Annotated in this window: 16 protein-coding genes; 14 read left to right on the top strand and 2 right to left on the bottom strand. The window is 61.7% G+C overall.

The annotated features are described in order from the left end of the window. Nucleotides 1–85 precede the first annotated feature (85 nt). The 4 genes from VF285_RS02670 (at nt 86) to yghU (ending at nt 3,742) form a co-directional block, all read left to right on the top strand. Nucleotides 86–1,342 (top strand): M20/M25/M40 family metallo-hydrolase, encoded by a 1,257-nt coding sequence (locus VF285_RS02670; RefSeq protein ID WP_346951072.1) that lies wholly within the window; start codon nt 86–88, stop codon nt 1,340–1,342. 95 nt (nt 1,343–1,437) lie between these two features. Then, nucleotides 1,438–2,562 (top strand): alkene reductase, encoded by a 1,125-nt coding sequence (locus tag VF285_RS02675; RefSeq protein ID WP_346951073.1) that lies wholly within the window; start codon nt 1,438–1,440, stop codon nt 2,560–2,562. Nucleotides 2,563–2,596: 34 nt separating this feature from the next. Beyond that, nucleotides 2,597–2,818: a SlyX family protein gene (locus tag VF285_RS02680; protein ID WP_346951074.1), complete on the top strand. Its 222-nt coding sequence runs from the start codon at nt 2,597–2,599 to the stop codon at nt 2,816–2,818. 57 nt (nt 2,819–2,875) lie between these two features. Next, nucleotides 2,876–3,742, top strand: a complete 867-nt coding sequence (gene yghU, locus VF285_RS02685; protein ID WP_346951075.1) for a glutathione-dependent disulfide-bond oxidoreductase — start codon at nt 2,876–2,878, stop codon at nt 3,740–3,742. Nucleotides 3,743–3,795: 53 nt separating this feature from the next. Here the strand turns inward: yghU and VF285_RS02690 are convergent, their stop codons facing one another. Continuing rightward, nucleotides 3,796–5,019, bottom strand: a complete 1,224-nt coding sequence (locus tag VF285_RS02690; protein ID WP_414648051.1) for an MFS transporter — start codon at nt 5,017–5,019, stop codon at nt 3,796–3,798. A 76-nt stretch (nt 5,020–5,095) separates the two neighbouring features. Between VF285_RS02690 and VF285_RS02695 the strand changes: the two genes are divergently transcribed. The 4 genes from VF285_RS02695 (at nt 5,096) to VF285_RS02710 (ending at nt 8,376) form a co-directional block, all read left to right on the top strand. Then, the gene (locus VF285_RS02695) at nt 5,096–5,998 is read left to right on the top strand and encodes a carbohydrate kinase family protein (RefSeq protein ID WP_346951076.1); all 903 of its coding nucleotides are present in this window, start codon (nt 5,096–5,098) and stop codon (nt 5,996–5,998) included. 116 nt (nt 5,999–6,114) lie between these two features. Then, nucleotides 6,115–7,056: a sulfurtransferase gene (locus VF285_RS02700; protein ID WP_346951077.1), complete on the top strand. Its 942-nt coding sequence runs from the start codon at nt 6,115–6,117 to the stop codon at nt 7,054–7,056. A 1-nt stretch (nt 7,057) separates the two neighbouring features. Further along, nucleotides 7,058–8,200, top strand: coding sequence for a YeeE/YedE family protein (locus tag VF285_RS02705; RefSeq protein ID WP_346951078.1), 1,143 nt, complete (start codon nt 7,058–7,060; stop codon nt 8,198–8,200). Nucleotides 8,201–8,211: 11 nt separating this feature from the next. Beyond that, nucleotides 8,212–8,376: a hypothetical protein gene (locus VF285_RS02710; protein ID WP_346951079.1), complete on the top strand. Its 165-nt coding sequence runs from the start codon at nt 8,212–8,214 to the stop codon at nt 8,374–8,376. 70 nt (nt 8,377–8,446) lie between these two features. Here the strand turns inward: VF285_RS02710 and VF285_RS02715 are convergent, their stop codons facing one another. Continuing rightward, nucleotides 8,447–11,278, bottom strand: coding sequence for a valine--tRNA ligase (locus VF285_RS02715; protein WP_346951080.1), 2,832 nt, complete (start codon nt 11,276–11,278; stop codon nt 8,447–8,449). A 215-nt stretch (nt 11,279–11,493) separates the two neighbouring features. Here VF285_RS02715 and ndk point away from each other — a divergent pair, with 215 nt between their 5' ends. The 6 genes from ndk to VF285_RS02745 all read left to right on the top strand — a co-directional run bounded on the left by ndk (nt 11,494) and on the right by VF285_RS02745 (nt 16,941). Then, nucleotides 11,494–11,919 (top strand): nucleoside-diphosphate kinase, encoded by a 426-nt coding sequence (gene ndk / locus VF285_RS02720; RefSeq protein WP_346951162.1) that lies wholly within the window; start codon nt 11,494–11,496, stop codon nt 11,917–11,919. A gap of 62 nt (nt 11,920–11,981) precedes the next feature. Further along, a complete protein-coding gene (gene rlmN / locus VF285_RS02725) occupies nt 11,982–13,190 on the top strand; it encodes a 23S rRNA (adenine(2503)-C(2))-methyltransferase RlmN (protein WP_346951081.1) in 1,209 nt (402 codons plus the stop codon). Further along, nucleotides 13,187–13,687, top strand: coding sequence for a helix-turn-helix transcriptional regulator (locus VF285_RS02730; RefSeq protein WP_346951082.1), 501 nt, complete (start codon nt 13,187–13,189; stop codon nt 13,685–13,687). The genes rlmN and VF285_RS02730 overlap by 4 nt, the downstream gene beginning before the upstream one ends. Next, nucleotides 13,684–15,009 (top strand): flavodoxin-dependent (E)-4-hydroxy-3-methylbut-2-enyl-diphosphate synthase, encoded by a 1,326-nt coding sequence (gene ispG / locus VF285_RS02735; protein ID WP_346951083.1) that lies wholly within the window; start codon nt 13,684–13,686, stop codon nt 15,007–15,009. The genes VF285_RS02730 and ispG overlap by 4 nt, the downstream gene beginning before the upstream one ends. A 5-nt stretch (nt 15,010–15,014) precedes the next feature. Then, nucleotides 15,015–16,298 (top strand): histidine--tRNA ligase, encoded by a 1,284-nt coding sequence (gene hisS / locus VF285_RS02740; protein WP_346951084.1) that lies wholly within the window; start codon nt 15,015–15,017, stop codon nt 16,296–16,298. A gap of 7 nt (nt 16,299–16,305) precedes the next feature. Further along, complete coding sequence (locus VF285_RS02745; RefSeq protein WP_346951085.1) at nt 16,306–16,941, top strand: tetratricopeptide repeat protein; 636 nt, start codon at nt 16,306–16,308, stop codon at nt 16,939–16,941. Nucleotides 16,942–16,943 lie beyond the last annotated feature (2 nt).

Below are 16,943 nucleotides of genomic sequence, written 5' to 3' on the forward strand. Positions count from 1 at the left end.
TTTTTGCGGTGCACACCACAGGCGCTCCCGGGCGCCTGTTTTCTTATTCGGCTGCGACGTGCCAGCCCTGTTGAGCGAAGATTTCATGGAAGCGAATACGCACACCGGCAAGGTTGGTCTGAATGAGGCCCTGCAGCAGTGGGTGGATGCGCATTTTGATGAGCAGGTCGCGCTGCTGCAGCGGCTGGTGGCCATTCCGACGGATACCCCGCCGGGCGATACGGCACCTCATGCCGAAGCCGTGGCTCGATTGCTGGAAGGGTGGGGGTGGACGGTCGAGCGTCACGTCGTTCCTGATGCCGAGGTGCAGACTTATGGCATGCGAAGCATCACCAATCTGGTCGCGCGTCGCCGCTACGGGGCGGGCGGCCCCGTGATTGCGCTCAATGCACATGGCGACGTGGTCCCTCCCGGTGAGGGTTGGGCGCATGACCCCTATGGTGGCGAGGTGGTGGATGGCCGCCTGTACGGGCGAGCGTCTGCGGTGTCCAAGTCGGACTTCACCACCTATCTGCACGCGGTCCGTGCCCTGGAGGCCAGCGGTGCGCCCTTGAAGGGCACTGTGGAGCTGCATTTCACGTACGACGAGGAATTCGGCGGCCTCAAAGGACCGGGCTGGCTGCTGCAGCGGGGTCTGACGCACCCCGATTATGTGGTCTGCGCGAGCTTCAGCCATGCTGTCGTGACGGCACATAATGGCTGCTTGCAGTTCGAGGTGACTGTCGATGGCAAGGCGACCCATGGCTCGGCACCCAAGACGGGTCATGATGCGCTTCGTGCGGCGTCCTGCATTCTGGCCGAAATCTACCGCCAGGCGGATAGTCTCGATGACATCCATTCAAACATTTCCGGCATCGACAGCCCGACGATGATCGTGGGTTGCATCAATGGCGGGACGAACACGAATGTCGTCCCTGGCCGAGTGGTGCTGAAGATGGACCGGCGCCTGATTCCTGAAGAAGATCCCACGCAGGTCGAAGCCGAAGTCCGTGCTTTCATTCTCGGTGCCGTCGCGGGGCTGCCGGGCATTACGGTGAATATCCGCCGCTTGCTGCTGGCCCGTGCCTTGCGGCCGTTGCCAGGGCATGAGCGCTTGGTCGCCAGCCTGCAGGCGCATGCCCGCCAGGTCTTTGGCGAGGATATTGCGGCTGTGGGCACGCCCTTGTACGCCGACGCCCGCCTGTATGCCGAGCAGGGGATTCCGACCGTCATGTATGGGGCGGGGCCGCGAACGGTGCAAGAATCTTGCGCCAAGCAGGCCGACGAGCACGTGGTGCTGTCCGACTTGCTCGGGGCGACCAAAGTGGTGGCTGGCCTGCTTGGAGACTTCTTCGCCGCGTGAGGGGCAGGTGCGGTCGCCGGGTGGCGCTGGCGTTCGCAGTACGATGATGCTCTATTGATCGGGCGGTATGCCGCTTGTTGCAGGAGTCATTCATCGTGCTGTTCACGCCTTATCGATTGGGAGCCTTGACGCTTCCCAATCGCATTCTCATGCCCCCCATGACCCGCTCGCGCTCGGGGCCGGGCAACGTGCCCACGGCGCTTATGGCTGAATACTATGCGCAGCGCGCGTCGGCTGGGCTCATCATCACCGAGGGGACGCAGGTGAGCCAACAGGGGCAGGGCTACGCATGGACGCCTGGCATTCACAGCGCCGAGCAAGTGGCAGGCTGGAAGCAGGTCACGGCCAAGGTGCATGCGGAGGGAGGTCGTATCTTCCTGCAGCTCTGGCACGTAGGACGCATTTCTCATGTGTCTTTGCAACCCGGAGGCCGGCCGCCCGTATCCTCGTCCGAAAAAATTGCGGAAGGCGTCAAGGTCTTCATCGACCCTGATCATCGCGGACCTGAAGGCGGTGTGGGAGGCATGGTGCAGCACTCGAAGCCCCACGCGCTCACCGAGCGCGAGATCGCTCTGGTTGTGCAAGATTTTGCCCAGGGCGCACGCAACGCGCTGGCGGCGGGCTTTGATGGGGTGGAGATCCACGCTGCCAACGGCTATCTGGTGAATCAGTTCATTGATTCGGGGGTCAATGATCGTGCCGATGCCTATGGTGGAACCTTGCAGAAACGGCTGCGATTCCTGCATGAAGTTACTCAGGCCGTGATTGCTGTGGCAGGGCGTGAACGAGTGGGTGTGCGACTGTCACCCCTGACGACTTTGGCGGGCTCCATCGACGAGACCCCGCAGGCAACGTATCTGGCGGCTGCCAAGTTGCTGGACGGTCTGGGGGTGGCGTATGTCCACATCGCCGAAGCAGATTGGGAAGATGCACCGTTCATGCCGCCTGCGTTCAAGGAAGCGCTGCGCATGATCTATTCCGGCACTCTGATCTATGCAGGAAAGTACACGCAGGCACGGGCTGAAGACGCCATTGCGCGCGGCTGGGCCGACTTGATCGGCTTTGGCCGCCCCTTTGTGGCCAACCCTGACTTGCCCGAACGCTTTCGTCAGGGATGGCCGCTCAATCCTCTGGATACCGATCACCTGTTTGGCGGCGGCGCCCAGGGGTTCACGAATTATCCAACGTGGGCTGCGTCTGAGAGTGGAGTAGGGGCATGACGGTGACTTTCGAACGATGCAGTATGCTTGTCCCATGACGATTGATACGACTCTGGATTCGCGGCTGGTCACGCTGGAATCCAAGCTGGCGCTGGCCGAAGACCTGCTTGATGAGCTGAACCGTACGGTGTTCCGTCAGCGCGAGCTCATGGAAGCGCTGGCGCGCGAACTCGCCGAGGTTCGCCGTCAGCAGCAGCTCTCGGGTGGCGGTTCGCTGGCCGGACTGCAGGCCAACGAACGTCCCCCACATTACTGACACACGGAGCCTCGGCAGCGGGTGGTGCCGCTGCGCGTCTTTCTTGAAGGATTCGAGATGAGTACGGTTTATGACTATGTTCCACCCAAGGTCTGGGCGTGGGAACAACCCAGCGGTGGGCGTTTTGCGAATATCAATCGGCCCGTGGCGGGGGCAACGCACGAAAAAGAGTTGCCCGTGGGAAAGCACCCACTGCAGCTGTATTCCCTGGCAACGCCAAATGGACAGAAGGTTTCCATCATGCTCGAAGAGCTGCTGGCGGCCGGGCATGCAGGCGCAGAATACGACGCCTGGCTCATTCGCATTGGCGAAGGCGATCAGTTCGGAAGCGGTTTCGTGGCCGTCAATCCCAATTCCAAGATTCCGGCGATGGTCGACCGTAGCGGCCCCGAGCCCATTCGCATCTTTGAATCGGGTTCCATCTTGCTGTATCTGGCTGAAAAATTTGGCGCCTTTTTGCCGCGCGATCTGGCGGGGCGTACGGAATGTCTGTCGTGGCTCTTCTGGCAGGTGGGGGTGGCGCCTTTCCTGGGCGGTGGCTTCGGGCACTTCTACAACTATGCGCCGGTCAAGATCGAGTACGCCATCAACCGCTACGCCATGGAGGTCAAGCGCGAGCTCGACGTGCTGGATCAACGCCTTGCCCAGCATCCGTTCGTGGCGGGGGACGAATACACCATTGCGGATATCGCCATCTGGCCCTGGTACGGGGGCCTCGTGCTCAACGAGGCCTATGGTGCAGCGGAGTTCCTGTCAGCCCAGGACTACACCCATGTGATGCGGTGGGCCAAGACCATTGCGCAGCGTCCCGCGGTCCAACGGGGGCGGATGGTGAACCGTACCTCGGGCGATCCTGCCCATCAACTGCGGGAGCGTCACGCTGCGTCCGATTTTCAGGACCGCACGCAGGATAAGATCGGCTGAGTGCTCTCGTTTTTCGTTTGACCGGTGAGTGGGCAGATGAGGCAAACTGGGCACTAAGCCTGGGCCACCGTTCGTGCCCGGCGTGATCGATCCACATAGACGGATATCATCAGGATCGCAAATCCTCCCAGCGCCAGGGCCGTGCCCACCCATCCAGGCGATGTCCACCCGTAGCCGCCAGCGATCGCCAGGCCGCCCAGGAGCGGGCCGAGCGCGTTTGCGAAGTTGAAGGCTGAGTGGTTCAGCGCAGCGGCCAGTCCTTGTGCGTGTTGTGCCACGTCCATGAGCCGCGTTTGCAGAATGGTCCCCAGCGACCCGGCGAACGCGATGAAGAACACGTCGATACTCAGCGCCCAGAGGTGCCCCGCCACAAAGGGAAACAACGCGGTGGCGGCGGCACTCCAGAGCAGCAATCCTGCTGCCGTCGGCATCAGGGCTCGGTCCGCCAGCCAGGGCATGATGATGTTGCTCAGCGTCAGCCCTATGCCAAAGAGCGCCAGCACAAATGGGATGGTGTCTGGCGAGACGTGCGTGACCTGCAGGAGGACGTCGGCCAGGTACGTGTAGACTGCAAAGAGGCCGCCGAATCCAATGGCGCCTGTCGCGAGCGTCAGCCAGACCTGCAGGTGCTTGAGCGCACCCAGCTCCTGCCAGGGGCTGGCTCCTGGTTCGGGTGGGCTGGGGGGTGCCAGCCGGGCGACCAGGGCCATGGTGACGAGGCCCGAGACGCTGACCAGGCCGAATCCCCAGCGCCAGCTCAGCGCGTGTCCCAGCCAGTTGGCGAATGGGACGCCTACGATGGTGGCGACGGTGAGCCCTAGAAACATGCGGCCCACCGCCTGGTTGCGCTTCGAATGCGGGACCAGTGAGACGGCCACCAGCGAGCCGATACCGAAGTAGGCGCCGTGCGGCAGACCGCTCAGAAACCGTAGTACCAGCAGGGCATGGTAGCTGGGCGCCAACGCGCACAGGCCATTGAAGAGCGCGAAGGTACCCATGAGTGCGATGAGCAGCGTACGACGGGCGACACGCGCCGCCAGTACAGTCAGAAGCGGTGCTCCCACCACGACGCCCAGCGCGTACGCACTGATGACGTGGCCGGCCGTGGGTGCATCGATGCCCAAATCCTGTGCAAAGTACGGCAGCAGGCTCATGGTGGCGAATTCGGTGGTGCCAATGGCGAAGGCGCCGATGGCCAAGGCGAAGAGCACCAGACCCGCACTGGCCGGTGCGCGTGACGGTTGGCCCGGCATGGCGGTGGGAAGGGGGCGGGTCATGAGTCAGACGTGAGAAAATAAGCCGCCAGTGTAACCCTGACCAGGGTAAACCCCAGCTTTATAGTGTGGAGACAACATGCGGTTTACGACCATAGGCGCAGCCATTGTGGACATCGTGGTGGCGCGCGTGCGGCCTGTGCTGGGTGCCAAGCAGGACGTGGATCATATCGGCCTGTACGCGGGGGGCGGGGCAGTGAACGCCGCACTGAACATGGCGGCCCTCGGCGGTGAGGTGAGCATTCACGCCTGTGTGGGCCGCGATCTGGAAGGCGGGCTGATTCGCGACCTCTTGCAAAGACACCATGTGCGTGCCGACATTCCCGATCACACGCTTCCCACGGGCAAATCGGTGGTCATGGTCGACGAGTCGGGTGCCGCGCGTGCCTACGCGCAGCGCGGGGCCAGCGCTTGGGTGGGTGAGCAGGGGTTTCAGGGGCTCGACCAGGCTGATGTCGTGTACGTCACTGGCTTGTCCTTGAAGTCCCAGGCCTGGCTGGAGCAGGCGCTGTCCTCGATGGAAACACCCACGTTTCGGCTGGTGGTCACGCCTGGTGCGCGCCAGTTGTCGCATCCGCAAGCCTTGGAGGGCCTGTGGAAGCGCGCAGATCTCCTGTGTGTCAACGCGAGCGAGGCCGCCCGGTTGTGCGACGAGAGTGTGCCCGATGCAGATGCCGTATCCGTCGAGGCTGCCGAGTCTCTGGCGCGGAAATTGGTGCGTCGACCTGGCCAGCACGTGCTGGTCACTCTGGGTGCGGCAGGGGCCGTGTTCTTCGATGGCGCCCAGGAGTGTTTCCATGCGGCAAGGCCCGTCACTGCGGTGTCCACCATTGGTGCGGGCGATGCGTTTGCCTCGACCTTCGTGCATGCCTGGGCGCTGGGAGACAGTGCTCAGAATGCGCTTGCGCGTGCGACCGACAGCGCCGCAGGCATCGTGCAGGTGATTCCGGCCAATCGGGCTGGGTTACTGCGGAAACTCTGACCTGGGCCGCTGTGTGCAGCGTGTGGTCTTTTAATTACTTAAAGTTATATAAAAATGGTTTGAGAAGTGCAGAGGATTTGCGAGAATGTTCACCTCTTCTCCTTCGAGTCTGAATCATGAAATCCCTGTTGGCCGTATTGGGCGGATTCGTCCTGACGCTGGGCGCATCGTCCGCCTCCTGGGCTGGGCAGCCCCTACTGACGCCCGCACAGCTGGATGCCACCCGTCAGGCACCCGAAGTCCGCGTCATCGACATTCGGCCGGCGGATCAATACGCGGCAGGTCATATTCCAGGGGCCGTTTCTGCCCCTTACGCACAATGGCGCGGCCCGGCCAATAACCCGGGCAAGCTGCCGCCGGTGGCTCAACTCACCGATCTGGTGCGCAACCTGGGCGTGGATGCACAGTCGCATGCCGTCGTGGTGTCTTCGGGGTCGGACAGCACAGACTTTGGCGCGTCTGCTCGGGTGTACTGGACTTTGAAGTATCTTGGGCTCACGAATCTGTCCGTGCTCAATGGCGGCTACAAGGCCTGGACCGATGCGGGGCTCTCGCACGATCAGACTGTCCCCACCGTGAAGCCCACCGCCTACGTGGCGCACCTGGACGAAGACATCATCGCCGAAACCCCGCAGGTGGCCGCTCAGGTGGGGAACCCCCAGACACAGCTCATCGATGCTCGCCCGCTGGATTTTTACCTGGGCAAGGTCAAGGCGCCCACCGCGAAAGTGCCGGGGACGATCAAGGGGGCCGTCAACGTCGAGAACAGCCGTTGGTTCGAACCGGGTACGTCGATTTTCCTTCCTGTGGATCAGGCGCGTGCGGTAGCGGCCAAGCTGTTGCCCAACGGGCCTGCCAAAGAAACCATCTCTTTCTGCAATACGGGTCATTGGGCCGCTACCGACTGGTTCGCGCTCTCTGAGGTGCTCGGAGAGAAGAATGTACGCCTCTACCCCGAGTCACTGGCCGAGTGGTCGCAAAGCGCTTCGCTTCCCATGGAAAACGTCCCTGGCCGGGGGACGCAGATTCTGAACAAGCTCAAGGGCGTACTGGGCTGACATGAAGCGTATTCCTCTGGCGGCGGCTATTGTCGCCTTCACGGTTTTTCTGGCCTGGTCAGTGGCACTGCGTCAGGCCTTGCTGTTTTTGGTGGGGCTGGGGTTGGGGCTGGTGCTTGCGGGTGCCCGCTTTGGCTTCACCACGGGTTGGCGCAAGCTGATTGAACAGCGCGATCCTTCGGGCGTGATTGCTCAATTGGTGCTCCTGGGGCTGGCCGCAGCCGCTTCCATGCCGCTATTGGCTGCGTATCCCACTGATTTGGGGGCGGCTCTGGGGCCTCCAAGCATTAGCCTCATTGTGGGTGCCTTTGTGTTCGGTGCCTGCATGCAGGTGGCCGATGGCTGTGGTTCAGGCACTTTGTACAAGGCGGGCATGGGCTTCACCTTGAATATGGCCATCCTGCCTGTCTTTGCAGTAGGCAGCTTTCTGGGGTCGGCCACGCTCGAAAACTGGCTGTCATTGGGTGCCTTGCCTCCGTACGGCCTGGTGGCACACTTTGGTGCCCCCGAGGCGCTTGCCATCACTCTGGCGGGGCTGTTCATCGTGGGCGTGGGAGTGACGCATTGGACACGGCGTGGCACTCGAAGCGGCACAGCGGCGTCGGCCCGCGGGGTGCGCCCTTCCGCAGACGTGCGCGTTGCGGCGCGCCTTTGGGATAAAAAGTTGCTGGTGGGTGCGGTTCTGTTGGCGATCCTGGCGGTTTTGAACTTCGTGATCGCTGGGCAACCCTGGGGGATCGTCTACGGTTTCGGGCTATGGGCGGCCAAGATCGCAGCGGCAGGTCATTTGTTCAACCCGGCCGCCAATGCCTTCTGGAGCGAGCCTACGAACGCCATGACGCTCTCGCAATCCATCTTCCTGGACGTGACCTCCATCACCAACATCGGGATTTTGGCGGGTGCGTTGTGGATCGGTCTGGGCAAACCTGTGAAGGCGGCCAAGCAGCTCAATGCGACGCAATGGATTGTAGGCCTGGTGGCAGGGCTGTTGTTGGGCTATAGCTCGCGGCTTGCCTTTGGCTGCAACATTGGTGCCATGGTCAGTGGAATCTCTACGGGCAGCCTGCATGGCTGGATTTGGGTGCCTATGGCATTCCTGGGCTCGCTGATTGGCGTGCGGGTTCGCCGCCGCGTGTTTGCCTGAGGGATAGCGCCATGAACTCCAAATTTTGGGCGACGATCTTCTGGCTGGTGTTCCTGGGCTTTTTCGCCTGGGATTGGGCGCACAGCGCCCCTGTCAATGTACGGGCCGAGCCGCCGCTGATTGCCGTGGGCTCGGGTGTGGCGCCCAGCGGCGGGCATTGTGCTTCCACGTTCTGATGCGTGATGGCCCCTTGGTTCCGCCTCCAGGCAAGTAGTCTGGGTTGCAGAACCAAGGTGAGCAAGCCGATTACAGCTTCTGGCGTTGGGCCTTGACGCGTTCCAGTGTCTCGTTGAACTGCACCAGCCGCAGCCGCTCTTGGTCCACGACGGCGGCAGGTGCCCGCGCCACGAAGCTTTCGTTATCGAGCTTGGCGATGGCCTTGCCGATTTCCTTTTGCAGCCGATCGATTTCCTTGTCCAGGCGGATACGCTCGGCAGCGACGTCGACTTCTACGCGCAGCATGAGCTGCGTGGTGCCCACGACTTGAACCGGTGCGCCCAAGTCTGGCAAGTGTTCCACCGCCTGGACCTCGCTAAGTCGCGCCAGCGCCATCAGGTACGGTGCAAAGTCGTTCAGGTTGAGCGAGCTTCCTTGGACCAGCAGCGGAACCTTGAGGGCTGGCGCAAGGTTCATTTCTCCTCGCAGTGCCCGGATGGCATCCGTGAGTGACTTGAGCTCGGCCATGTGGGCTGCCGCTTCTGTATCGTGCAGCGTGCTGCGCGCATCGGGGTAAGGCTGAGTGCTGATGCTGGCGGGTGTTTGCTCGGCGCGTACCCCCGCCGCCACAGACACCTTTTGCCAAAGCTCTTCCGTGATGAAGGGCATGATCGGGTGAATCAGGCGCAGCAGCGTTTCCAGCACGTGGATGAGCGTGCGACGCGTGGCCGCCTGCTGTGCCTCGGTACCTGCCTGGAGCTGCACCTTGGCAAGTTCCACGTACCAGTCGCAGTATTCATCCCAGATGAAGTGGTAGAGCCGATCGGCCACTTGATCAAAGCGGTATTGCTCGAACCCCGCATGCACGTCGGCAATGAGGTGCTGCAAACCGTCGATGATCCAGCGGTCCACGAACGAGAGATCGCCGGGCTGTGGGGTACCCAGTGCCTGGCCTTCCACGTTCATGAGTACGAAGCGTGTCGCGTTCCAGAGCTTGTTGCAGAAATTCCGGTAGCCCTCGCAGCGCTTGAGGTCAAAGTTGATGTTGCGGCCCAGTGTCGCGTAGGCCGCCATGGTAAAGCGCAGCGCATCCGCACCGTAGGCTGGAATGCCCTCAGGGTAGTCTTTGCGGGTGCGCTTGCGGATCTTGTCAGCCTGGCGAGGGTTCATGAGCCCCACCGTCCGTTTGGCGATCAGCGGGTCCAGCTCGATACCGTCGATCAGGTCCACCGGATCTATGGTGTTGCCCTTGGACTTGGACATCTTCTTGCCTTCCATGTCGCACACGAGCCCGTGCACGTAGACCGTCCGGAAAGGCACCTGACCCGTGTGGTGCATGCTCATCATGATCATGCGAGCCACCCAGAAGAAGATGATGTCGAAGCCGGTGACCAGCACGCCAGAAGGAAGATAGCGGGCGAGGTCTGGTGTCTCGCGCGGCCAGCCAAGGTCCGTAAAGGGGACCAGTGCCGAGGAAAACCAGGTGTCCAGCACGTCTGGGTCGCGGGTCAGTGTCCCCATGACACCTTCCGCGCGCGCCTTGGCCTGCGCCTCTTCGGCTGATCGCGCCACGAAAATGCGGCCGTCTTCCGCGTGCCATGCCGGGATCTGGTGGCCCCACCACAGTTGCCGTGAGATGCACCAGTCCTGAATTTTTTCGAGCCACTGGTTATAGGTGGTAGTCCAGTTTTCGGGGACGAATTTCACGCGGCCATCGGCCACGACCTCGAGCGCCACCTGTGTAATGCTCTTGCCCGGATGCAGGCTGTTGGCGGGAGCGGGCTTGCTCATGGCCACGAACCATTGGTCCGTCAGCATGGGTTCGATCACGCTGTTGGTGCGATCACCGCGCGGCACCATGAGTTTGTGGTCGCGCACCTGCTGCAGCAGCCCGCGGGCATCGAGATCGGCCACGATACGCGTCCGCGCTTCGTAGCGGTCCAGCCCTCGGTAGGGTTCGGGTGCGTCGTCCACGATCCTGGCGTCCAGCGTGAGGACGCTGATCATGGGCAGGGCGTGGCGTTGGCCCACGGCGTAGTCGTTGAAGTCGTGGGCGGGAGTGACCTTGACCACTCCAGTGCCGAATTCCCGGTCCACATAGTCGTCGGCAATGATGGGAATCTCGCGCCCTACCAGCGGCAGGGTCACGGTATGGCCCACCAGGTGCGCGTAGCGCTCGTCGTCTGGGTGCACCATCACGGCGACGTCGCCCAGCATGGTTTCGGGGCGCGTAGTGGCCACCACCAGATGGGTCGTACCGCCGACCGGTGTCGTGAGTGGGTAGCGGATTTCCCACATGTGGCCTTCTTCTTCGGTACTCACGACCTCGAGATCGGAAACTGCCGTACCTAGCACCGGGTCCCAATTCACGAGGCGCTTGCCGCGGTAGATGAGGCCTTGTTCGTAGAGCTTGACGAACACTTCGACCACGCCGTGCGAGAGGTTCTCGTCCATGGTGAAGTATTCACGCGACCAGTCGCAAGACGACCCCAGGCGGCGAAACTGGCCAGTGATCGTGCTGCCTGATTTTTCCTTCCAGGCCCAGACGCGTTCCAGGAATTTTTCGCGGCCCAGGTCGTGACGCGAAATGCCCTCGGCATCGAGCTGGCGTTCCACCACGATCTGCGTCGCGATGCCTGCATGGTCGGTTCCAGGGATGAACACCGTGTCGTCACCGCGCATCCGGTGATAGCGGATCAAGCCATCCATGATGGTCTGATTGAAGGCGTGACCCATGTGCAGGGTGCCTGTCACGTTGGGGGGAGGGAACTGGATCGCAAACGCCTCAGCGGCGTGCCCAGACGCTGCCGCAACGTGCTGTCCCCCTGCAAAAAGGCCACGGCGGTTCCATTCGTCATACCAGCGGGACTCGATGTCCTGGGGTTCAAAGCTCTTGGGCAAGGAGGAAGAGGAATCGCTCATGGGGTCTTAATGGTGGGCGCCCGCGCCGTGATCGGGGTGGGCTTGTGAAAAAGTCTCATTTTAGGCGCTTGGTGCAAAAGCCGTGCATGTTAAAATGCCGGGTTATCGTCAGTTTGAATAAAGTCTTTGTTTTCATTGAGAAAACGATTTTCAGGGCTGCAATTTGCATCCTTGGATCGCTTTTTTTGTCCTTTGTCTATCTTGTGGAATCTTTCATGGCTATTGAACGCACTCTTTCCATCATCAAGCCCGATGCCGTCGCCAAGAACGTGATCGGCCAAGTTGTTGCTCGTTTCGAAAAAGCCGGCCTCAAGGTGGTTGCGGCTCGTTTGCAGCAACTCTCGCGCGAAGAGGCGCAGCGTTTTTATGCCGTGCACAAAGAACGTCCGTTCTACAAGGATCTGGTTGATTTCATGGTGTCAGGCCCGGTGTTCGTGCAAGTGCTCGAAGGTGACAACGCCATTGCCAAGAACCGTGACCTGATGGGTGCGACGGATCCCAAGAAGGCCGCCGCCGGTACGATTCGCGCCGATTTTGCGGACAGCATCGATGCCAACGCAGTGCACGGCTCTGACGCTCCCGAAACGGCTGCTGTAGAAATTGCGTTCTTCTTCCCGGAAAGCCAGATCCATAGCCGTTGATGTCTGTAGGCCGGCGTGCGCATGCCGGCCTTTTTCGGCTTCTTATTGAATGAGTTCGTTTCATGTCTGCTCTTGATACCGCTATTGCCGACGTGCTCAAGCCCGTCTTGCCTGCCCCCACGGTGCGGGGGGCGGCGGCCAACGTGTTGGGGCTGGACCCTGCTGCACTGGTCTCGCTGGTGGCGCAGTGGGGGGGCAAGCCTTTCCGTGCCCGCCAGCTGTCCCAGTGGGTGCACCAGCGCGGGGTGGATCATTTTTCTGACATGAGCGACCTTGCCAAAGAATTTCGTGCCCAGCTCGAAGCGCATTGCGTGGTCCAGGCTCCCCCCCTCAATATCGAAAAACGTTCGGCCGATGGCACGCGCAAGTGGCTGTTCGACATGGGGATGGGCAATGCAGTCGAAACGGTCTATATCCCCGAAGACGATCGAGGGACCTTGTGCGTCTCGAGTCAGGCTGGTTGTGCGGTGGGGTGTCCGTTCTGCTCGACGGGGTACCAGGGCTTCAGCCGCAACCTGAACACCGCAGAAATCGTCGGCCAGCTCTGGTACGCCAATCGCGCCTTGCGGGCCGATCCTGCTGGCGCGCGTCTCAATGGCGCAGCGGTGGAATCGCCGCAGCCAGTCAGTAACGTGGTCATGATGGGGATGGGCGAACCGCTCCTGAACTACGACCAGGTGTTGGGCGCCTTGCGGCTCATGGTCGACGACCATGCTTATGGGCTTTCGCGCCGCCGCGTGACGGTCAGCACGTCGGGCGTGGTTCCGATGATGGATCGCCTCGCGCAGGATTGTCCTGTGGCCCTGGCGGTTTCGTTGCATGCCCCCACTGACGAATTACGCGATGAGCTGGTGCCGCTCAATCGCAAGTATCCACTGGCTGAATTGCTGGCTGCCTGCAATCGCTACCTGGAAGTCGCGCCGCGCGATTTCATCACCTTCGAGTACATTATGCTCGACGGGGTCAATGATGGTGACGAACAGGTCAAGGGGCTCATCGAAGTCGCTCGGCAGGTGCGTTGCAAGTTCAACCTGATTCCCTTCAATCCCTTCCCTCAGTCTGGTCTGAAGCGCTCACCGATTGCTCGTATCCGGCTGTTTGCGCAGCAGCTGACTGACGCTGGTCTCACGGTGACTGTGCGCAAGACGCGTGGCGACGACATCGACGCCGCCTGTGGCCAGCTGGCGGGCGAGGTTCAGGATCGTACTCGCATCAACGAACGCAAGCCTGATCGGGCGCGCATTGTCATACGAAACAAGGAACACGGATGAGTGACCTTCCCAATGATGGCTTGAATCGTCCCGATGCAGGTGGTGCGCCGCAAGGTTCGCTGGGCGATGCGCTCAAGGCGCTTCGGGAGGCGCGCGGCCTGACGTTGGCCGAGGCATCTGCCCGCACCAAGTATTCGGCGTTGCAGTTGGGTTATCTCGAGGCCTGTTCCTGGGATCGCTTGCCGCACGGTGTGCCGTTGCGTGGCCTGGTGCGCAACTACGTGCGCTACCTGCAAGGCGATGTCGAGGCCTCTCTGAAGCAACTGGACGATACCGTGGGCCCCACGGGGCCGCAGCCGACCGTGACGGCGCTGAGCGCCCGCCGGGCGTTGCAGCAGGCTGACATCACGCCGGCCGGTGAACCGGCGCATCGCACCTGGGCCTGGTTGCTGCTCATCCTGATTCTTTTTTGCGTCGTCGGGTTCTACGCCATCGACCGTGGTTGGGTTCCCGATCAGTGGCTGATATTCGATTGGCTGAAGGCTTTGCGTCCATGACTGTGGTATCTGAAGAATTCGAACCCTCGGTTGCTGCGCGCCGGCAGACTCGAGCGGTGTCCGTCCGTTGGGGCGGGCATGTGGTTCAAGTCGGTGGCGGGGCACCTGTCGTGGTGCAATCCATGACGAATACCGACACGGCAGACCCGGTTGCTACCGCGCAGCAGGTCCGCGAGCTCTGGGAGGCCGGCTCCGAGCTGGTTCGCGTCACGGTGAACACGCCAGAGGCCGCCGCCCAGGTGGCGTCGTTGCGCGAACATCTTGATCGCATGAATGTCCCGGTTCCGCTGGTAGGTGATTTTCACTACAACGGCCACAAGCTCCTGACGCAGTTTCCCGAGTGTGCGCAGGCCTTGTCCAAATACCGGATCAATCCGGGGAACATGGGCGCTGGCAAACATCGTGACGATAATTTTGCGCAGATGATCGACGTCGCCTGTCGCAACGACAAGCCCATCCGGATTGGTGTGAACTGGGGCAGCCTGGACCAGGTGCTGCTGGCGCAGATGATGGACGAGAACGCCAAAAGTACCCAGCCGCGTGCTGCCAACGCCGTCATGCGCGAGGCGCTGGTGGTGTCGGCCATCAGCAATGCGCAGCGGGCAGAAGAACTGGGCTTGCCAGGCAACGCCATCGTGCTGTCGTGCAAGGTGAGCCATGTTCAGGACCTCATTGCGGTGTACCAGGATCTTTCCGCGCGTTGCGATTACCCGCTGCATCTGGGCTTGACCGAAGCCGGCATGGGCTCCAAGGGCATCGTGGCATCCACGGCCGCCTTGGCGGTGTTGCTGCAGCAGGGCATAGGCGATACGATCCGCATTTCGCTCACACCCGATCCGGGCGGCGATCGTGCGCGCGAAGTCATCGTGGCGCAAGAAATCCTGCAGACCATGGGTTTGCGCGCATTTACCCCCATGGTGGTGTCGTGTCCGGGATGCGGACGCACCAGCAGTACGGTGTTCCAGGAACTTGCCGCTGACATTCAGGGGTATCTGCGCACTCAAATGCCCGCCTGGAAGGCGCGCTATCCAGGGGTCGAAACCATGAACGTTGCCGTCATGGGCTGCGTGGTCAACGGTCCTGGAGAAAGTCGGCATGCGGATATTGGCATCAGCCTGCCCGGGACGGGCGAGGTACCTGCTGCGCCGGTGTATGTCGATGGCAAGCGCACGGTGACGCTCAAGGGCGATCATATCGCCGAAGAATTCCAGGCCATTATTGAAAACTACGTAGCCCGTCGCTACGGGCACGAACCGATCCCCGAGCTGGCCCCGGCGCCGGTTTCTCATCGTCCGGGCGTCGTAGCCCGTCATCCGGGTTGAACTTTATGTCCGCATTTCAGAAAGTCACCGGTTTGACCGGCATGAAAGACGCGTTGCCGCCCGAAACTACCCGCTGGGAGCAGCTCGAGACAATCGTCCGAGACTGGCTTGCAATCTATGGCTATCAGAATCTGCGCACCCCCGTGCTCGAGCAGACTCGACTCTTCACCCGCGGCATTGGCGAAGTCACCGACATCGTCGAAAAAGAGATGTATTCGTTCGTCGACCCATTGAACGAAGACAAACTTACGCTGCGTCCAGAGTTCACAGCGGGGGTTGTCCGCTCGGCCATCGAACACAATTTTCTGTATGATCGGCCCCGACGCGTGTATGCGATGGGCCCGGTATTCAGGCACGAGCGTCCCCAGCGTGGCCGGTATCGCCAATTTCACCAGATTGACGTGGAAGCCCTGGGGTTTCCGGGGCCTGATGTCGATGCCGAGCTGATTCTCATGCTGGCGCGGCTGTGGCGGCTGATGGGCTTGGCGGACATTCGTCTGGAAATCAATTCGCTGGGGCAGGCCGACGAGCGTGCCGCCCACCGCGAGGCACTGATTGCCTACCTTGAGCAGCACAAGGACGTGCTCGACGAGGAAGCGCGCCGGCGCATGTATGCCAATCCGCTGCGTGTTCTCGACACCAAGAATCCTGCCATGCAGGACATGGCCAACGGGGCTCCTCGCCTGTTCGATTTTCTGGGAGATGCCTCGCTTGCTCACTATCATGGTCTGTGCGCGCGCCTTGACGATGCGGGCGTTGCCCATACGCTCAACCCACGCCTGGTTCGGGGACTGGATTATTACAACCTGACCGTCTTCGAATGGGTGACGGATCGCCTTGGCGCTCAAGGGACAGTCTGCGGGGGCGGACGCTACGACGGTCTCGTCGAACTGCTGGGGGGCAAGCCCGCCCCCGCTGTGGGGTTTGCCATTGGCATGGAGCGTCTGCTCGACTTGTGGCAACAGGGCGCCACTGACCGGTCACCAGCTGAATGTCAGGTCTACATGGTGCATCAGGGCGACGAGGGTCAGCGTCAGGCGGCGCGTCTGGCTGAAGGCTTGCGCGACGCAGGCCTGAAGGTACTTGTCCATGCAGGGTCTACTGGGTTTAAATCACAATTTCGTCGTGCAGACGCAAGCGGCGCCGTGGCGGCCGTGATCGTAGGTGATGACGAGCGCGCGAGTGGCATGGCCACCGTAAAATGGCTGCGTTCGAATGCGGCTGGCGAGGGTCAGCAGGAATCCATCGCGTTCGATCAGTTGGCTGCACAACTGCAACAAAGGATCTGATTCAGGCATGGCATACGATCTCGAAGAACAGGAAAAAATCGACGCACTCAAGGCCTGGTGGGAACGCTATGGCACGGCCAGCATGGTTTTGGTGCTGGCAATCGTGGTGGCCTTTGCGGGCTGGCGCGGCTGGCAGTGGTACGAGGCGCATCAGGCCGAACAGGCCATGGGCTACTATGAAGCGCTCGAGGCCGCCGCCGGTCAGCAAGGCGATGACGCCGTCACCCGCATCAAGGCGGCCAGCGCAGCATTGCGCACCGACTATGCGGGTTCTGGCTACACGGCACGCGGCGTGCTGGTGGCCGCGTGGGCCCTGCAGCAACGCAAGGATCTGGATGGGGCTCGCGACCAACTGCAATGGCTGGTAGGCGATAAGTCTTCCCCCGCGTTCCAGGCAGTAGCTCGCCTGCGCCTGGCGGGCGTGCTCCTTGCCCAGAAGCAGTACCAGCCTGCGCTCGATCAGCTCAAAGGGAAGGCCCCTGACGGCTTTGCCGCGCTGTATGCAGACCGCCGTGGCGACGTTCTGGCTGCCCAAGGACAGAAGCAGCAGGCACGTGAGGCCTGGGAAGAGGCGCTGAAATCTTTGGGTACAGATCCCGCTGCCCAGATCGTGCAGCTTAAACTTGACGCTCTCGGAGCCTGATT

Origin of the sequence: Castellaniella sp. (genome assembly GCF_036379515.1) — a bacterium.
In the GTDB taxonomy this organism is placed as follows: domain Bacteria; phylum Pseudomonadota; class Gammaproteobacteria; order Burkholderiales; family Burkholderiaceae_B; genus Castellaniella.

Excerpts from the sequence above, each read along its gene's own strand:
- VF285_RS02670 (WP_346951072.1), top strand. The coding sequence starts at position 86 with ATGGAAGCGAATACGCACACCGGCAAGGTTGGTCTGAATGAGGCCCTG.
- VF285_RS02680 (WP_346951074.1), top strand. The coding sequence starts at position 2,597 with ATGACGATTGATACGACTCTGGATTCGCGGCTGGTCACGCTGGAATCC.
- yghU (WP_346951075.1), top strand. The coding sequence starts at position 2,876 with ATGAGTACGGTTTATGACTATGTTCCACCCAAGGTCTGGGCGTGGGAA.
- VF285_RS02690 (WP_414648051.1), bottom strand. The coding sequence starts at position 5,019 with ATGACCCGCCCCCTTCCCACCGCCATGCCGGGCCAACCGTCACGCGCA.
- VF285_RS02695 (WP_346951076.1), top strand. The coding sequence starts at position 5,096 with ATGCGGTTTACGACCATAGGCGCAGCCATTGTGGACATCGTGGTGGCG.
- VF285_RS02700 (WP_346951077.1), top strand. The coding sequence starts at position 6,115 with ATGAAATCCCTGTTGGCCGTATTGGGCGGATTCGTCCTGACGCTGGGC.
- VF285_RS02705 (WP_346951078.1), top strand. The coding sequence starts at position 7,058 with ATGAAGCGTATTCCTCTGGCGGCGGCTATTGTCGCCTTCACGGTTTTT.
- VF285_RS02710 (WP_346951079.1), top strand. The coding sequence starts at position 8,212 with ATGAACTCCAAATTTTGGGCGACGATCTTCTGGCTGGTGTTCCTGGGC.
- VF285_RS02715 (WP_346951080.1), bottom strand. The coding sequence starts at position 11,278 with ATGAGCGATTCCTCTTCCTCCTTGCCCAAGAGCTTTGAACCCCAGGAC.
- ndk (WP_346951162.1), top strand. The coding sequence starts at position 11,494 with ATGGCTATTGAACGCACTCTTTCCATCATCAAGCCCGATGCCGTCGCC.
- rlmN (WP_346951081.1), top strand. The coding sequence starts at position 11,982 with ATGTCTGCTCTTGATACCGCTATTGCCGACGTGCTCAAGCCCGTCTTG.
- VF285_RS02730 (WP_346951082.1), top strand. The coding sequence starts at position 13,187 with ATGAGTGACCTTCCCAATGATGGCTTGAATCGTCCCGATGCAGGTGGT.
- ispG (WP_346951083.1), top strand. The coding sequence starts at position 13,684 with ATGACTGTGGTATCTGAAGAATTCGAACCCTCGGTTGCTGCGCGCCGG.
- hisS (WP_346951084.1), top strand. The coding sequence starts at position 15,015 with ATGTCCGCATTTCAGAAAGTCACCGGTTTGACCGGCATGAAAGACGCG.
- VF285_RS02745 (WP_346951085.1), top strand. The coding sequence starts at position 16,306 with ATGGCATACGATCTCGAAGAACAGGAAAAAATCGACGCACTCAAGGCC.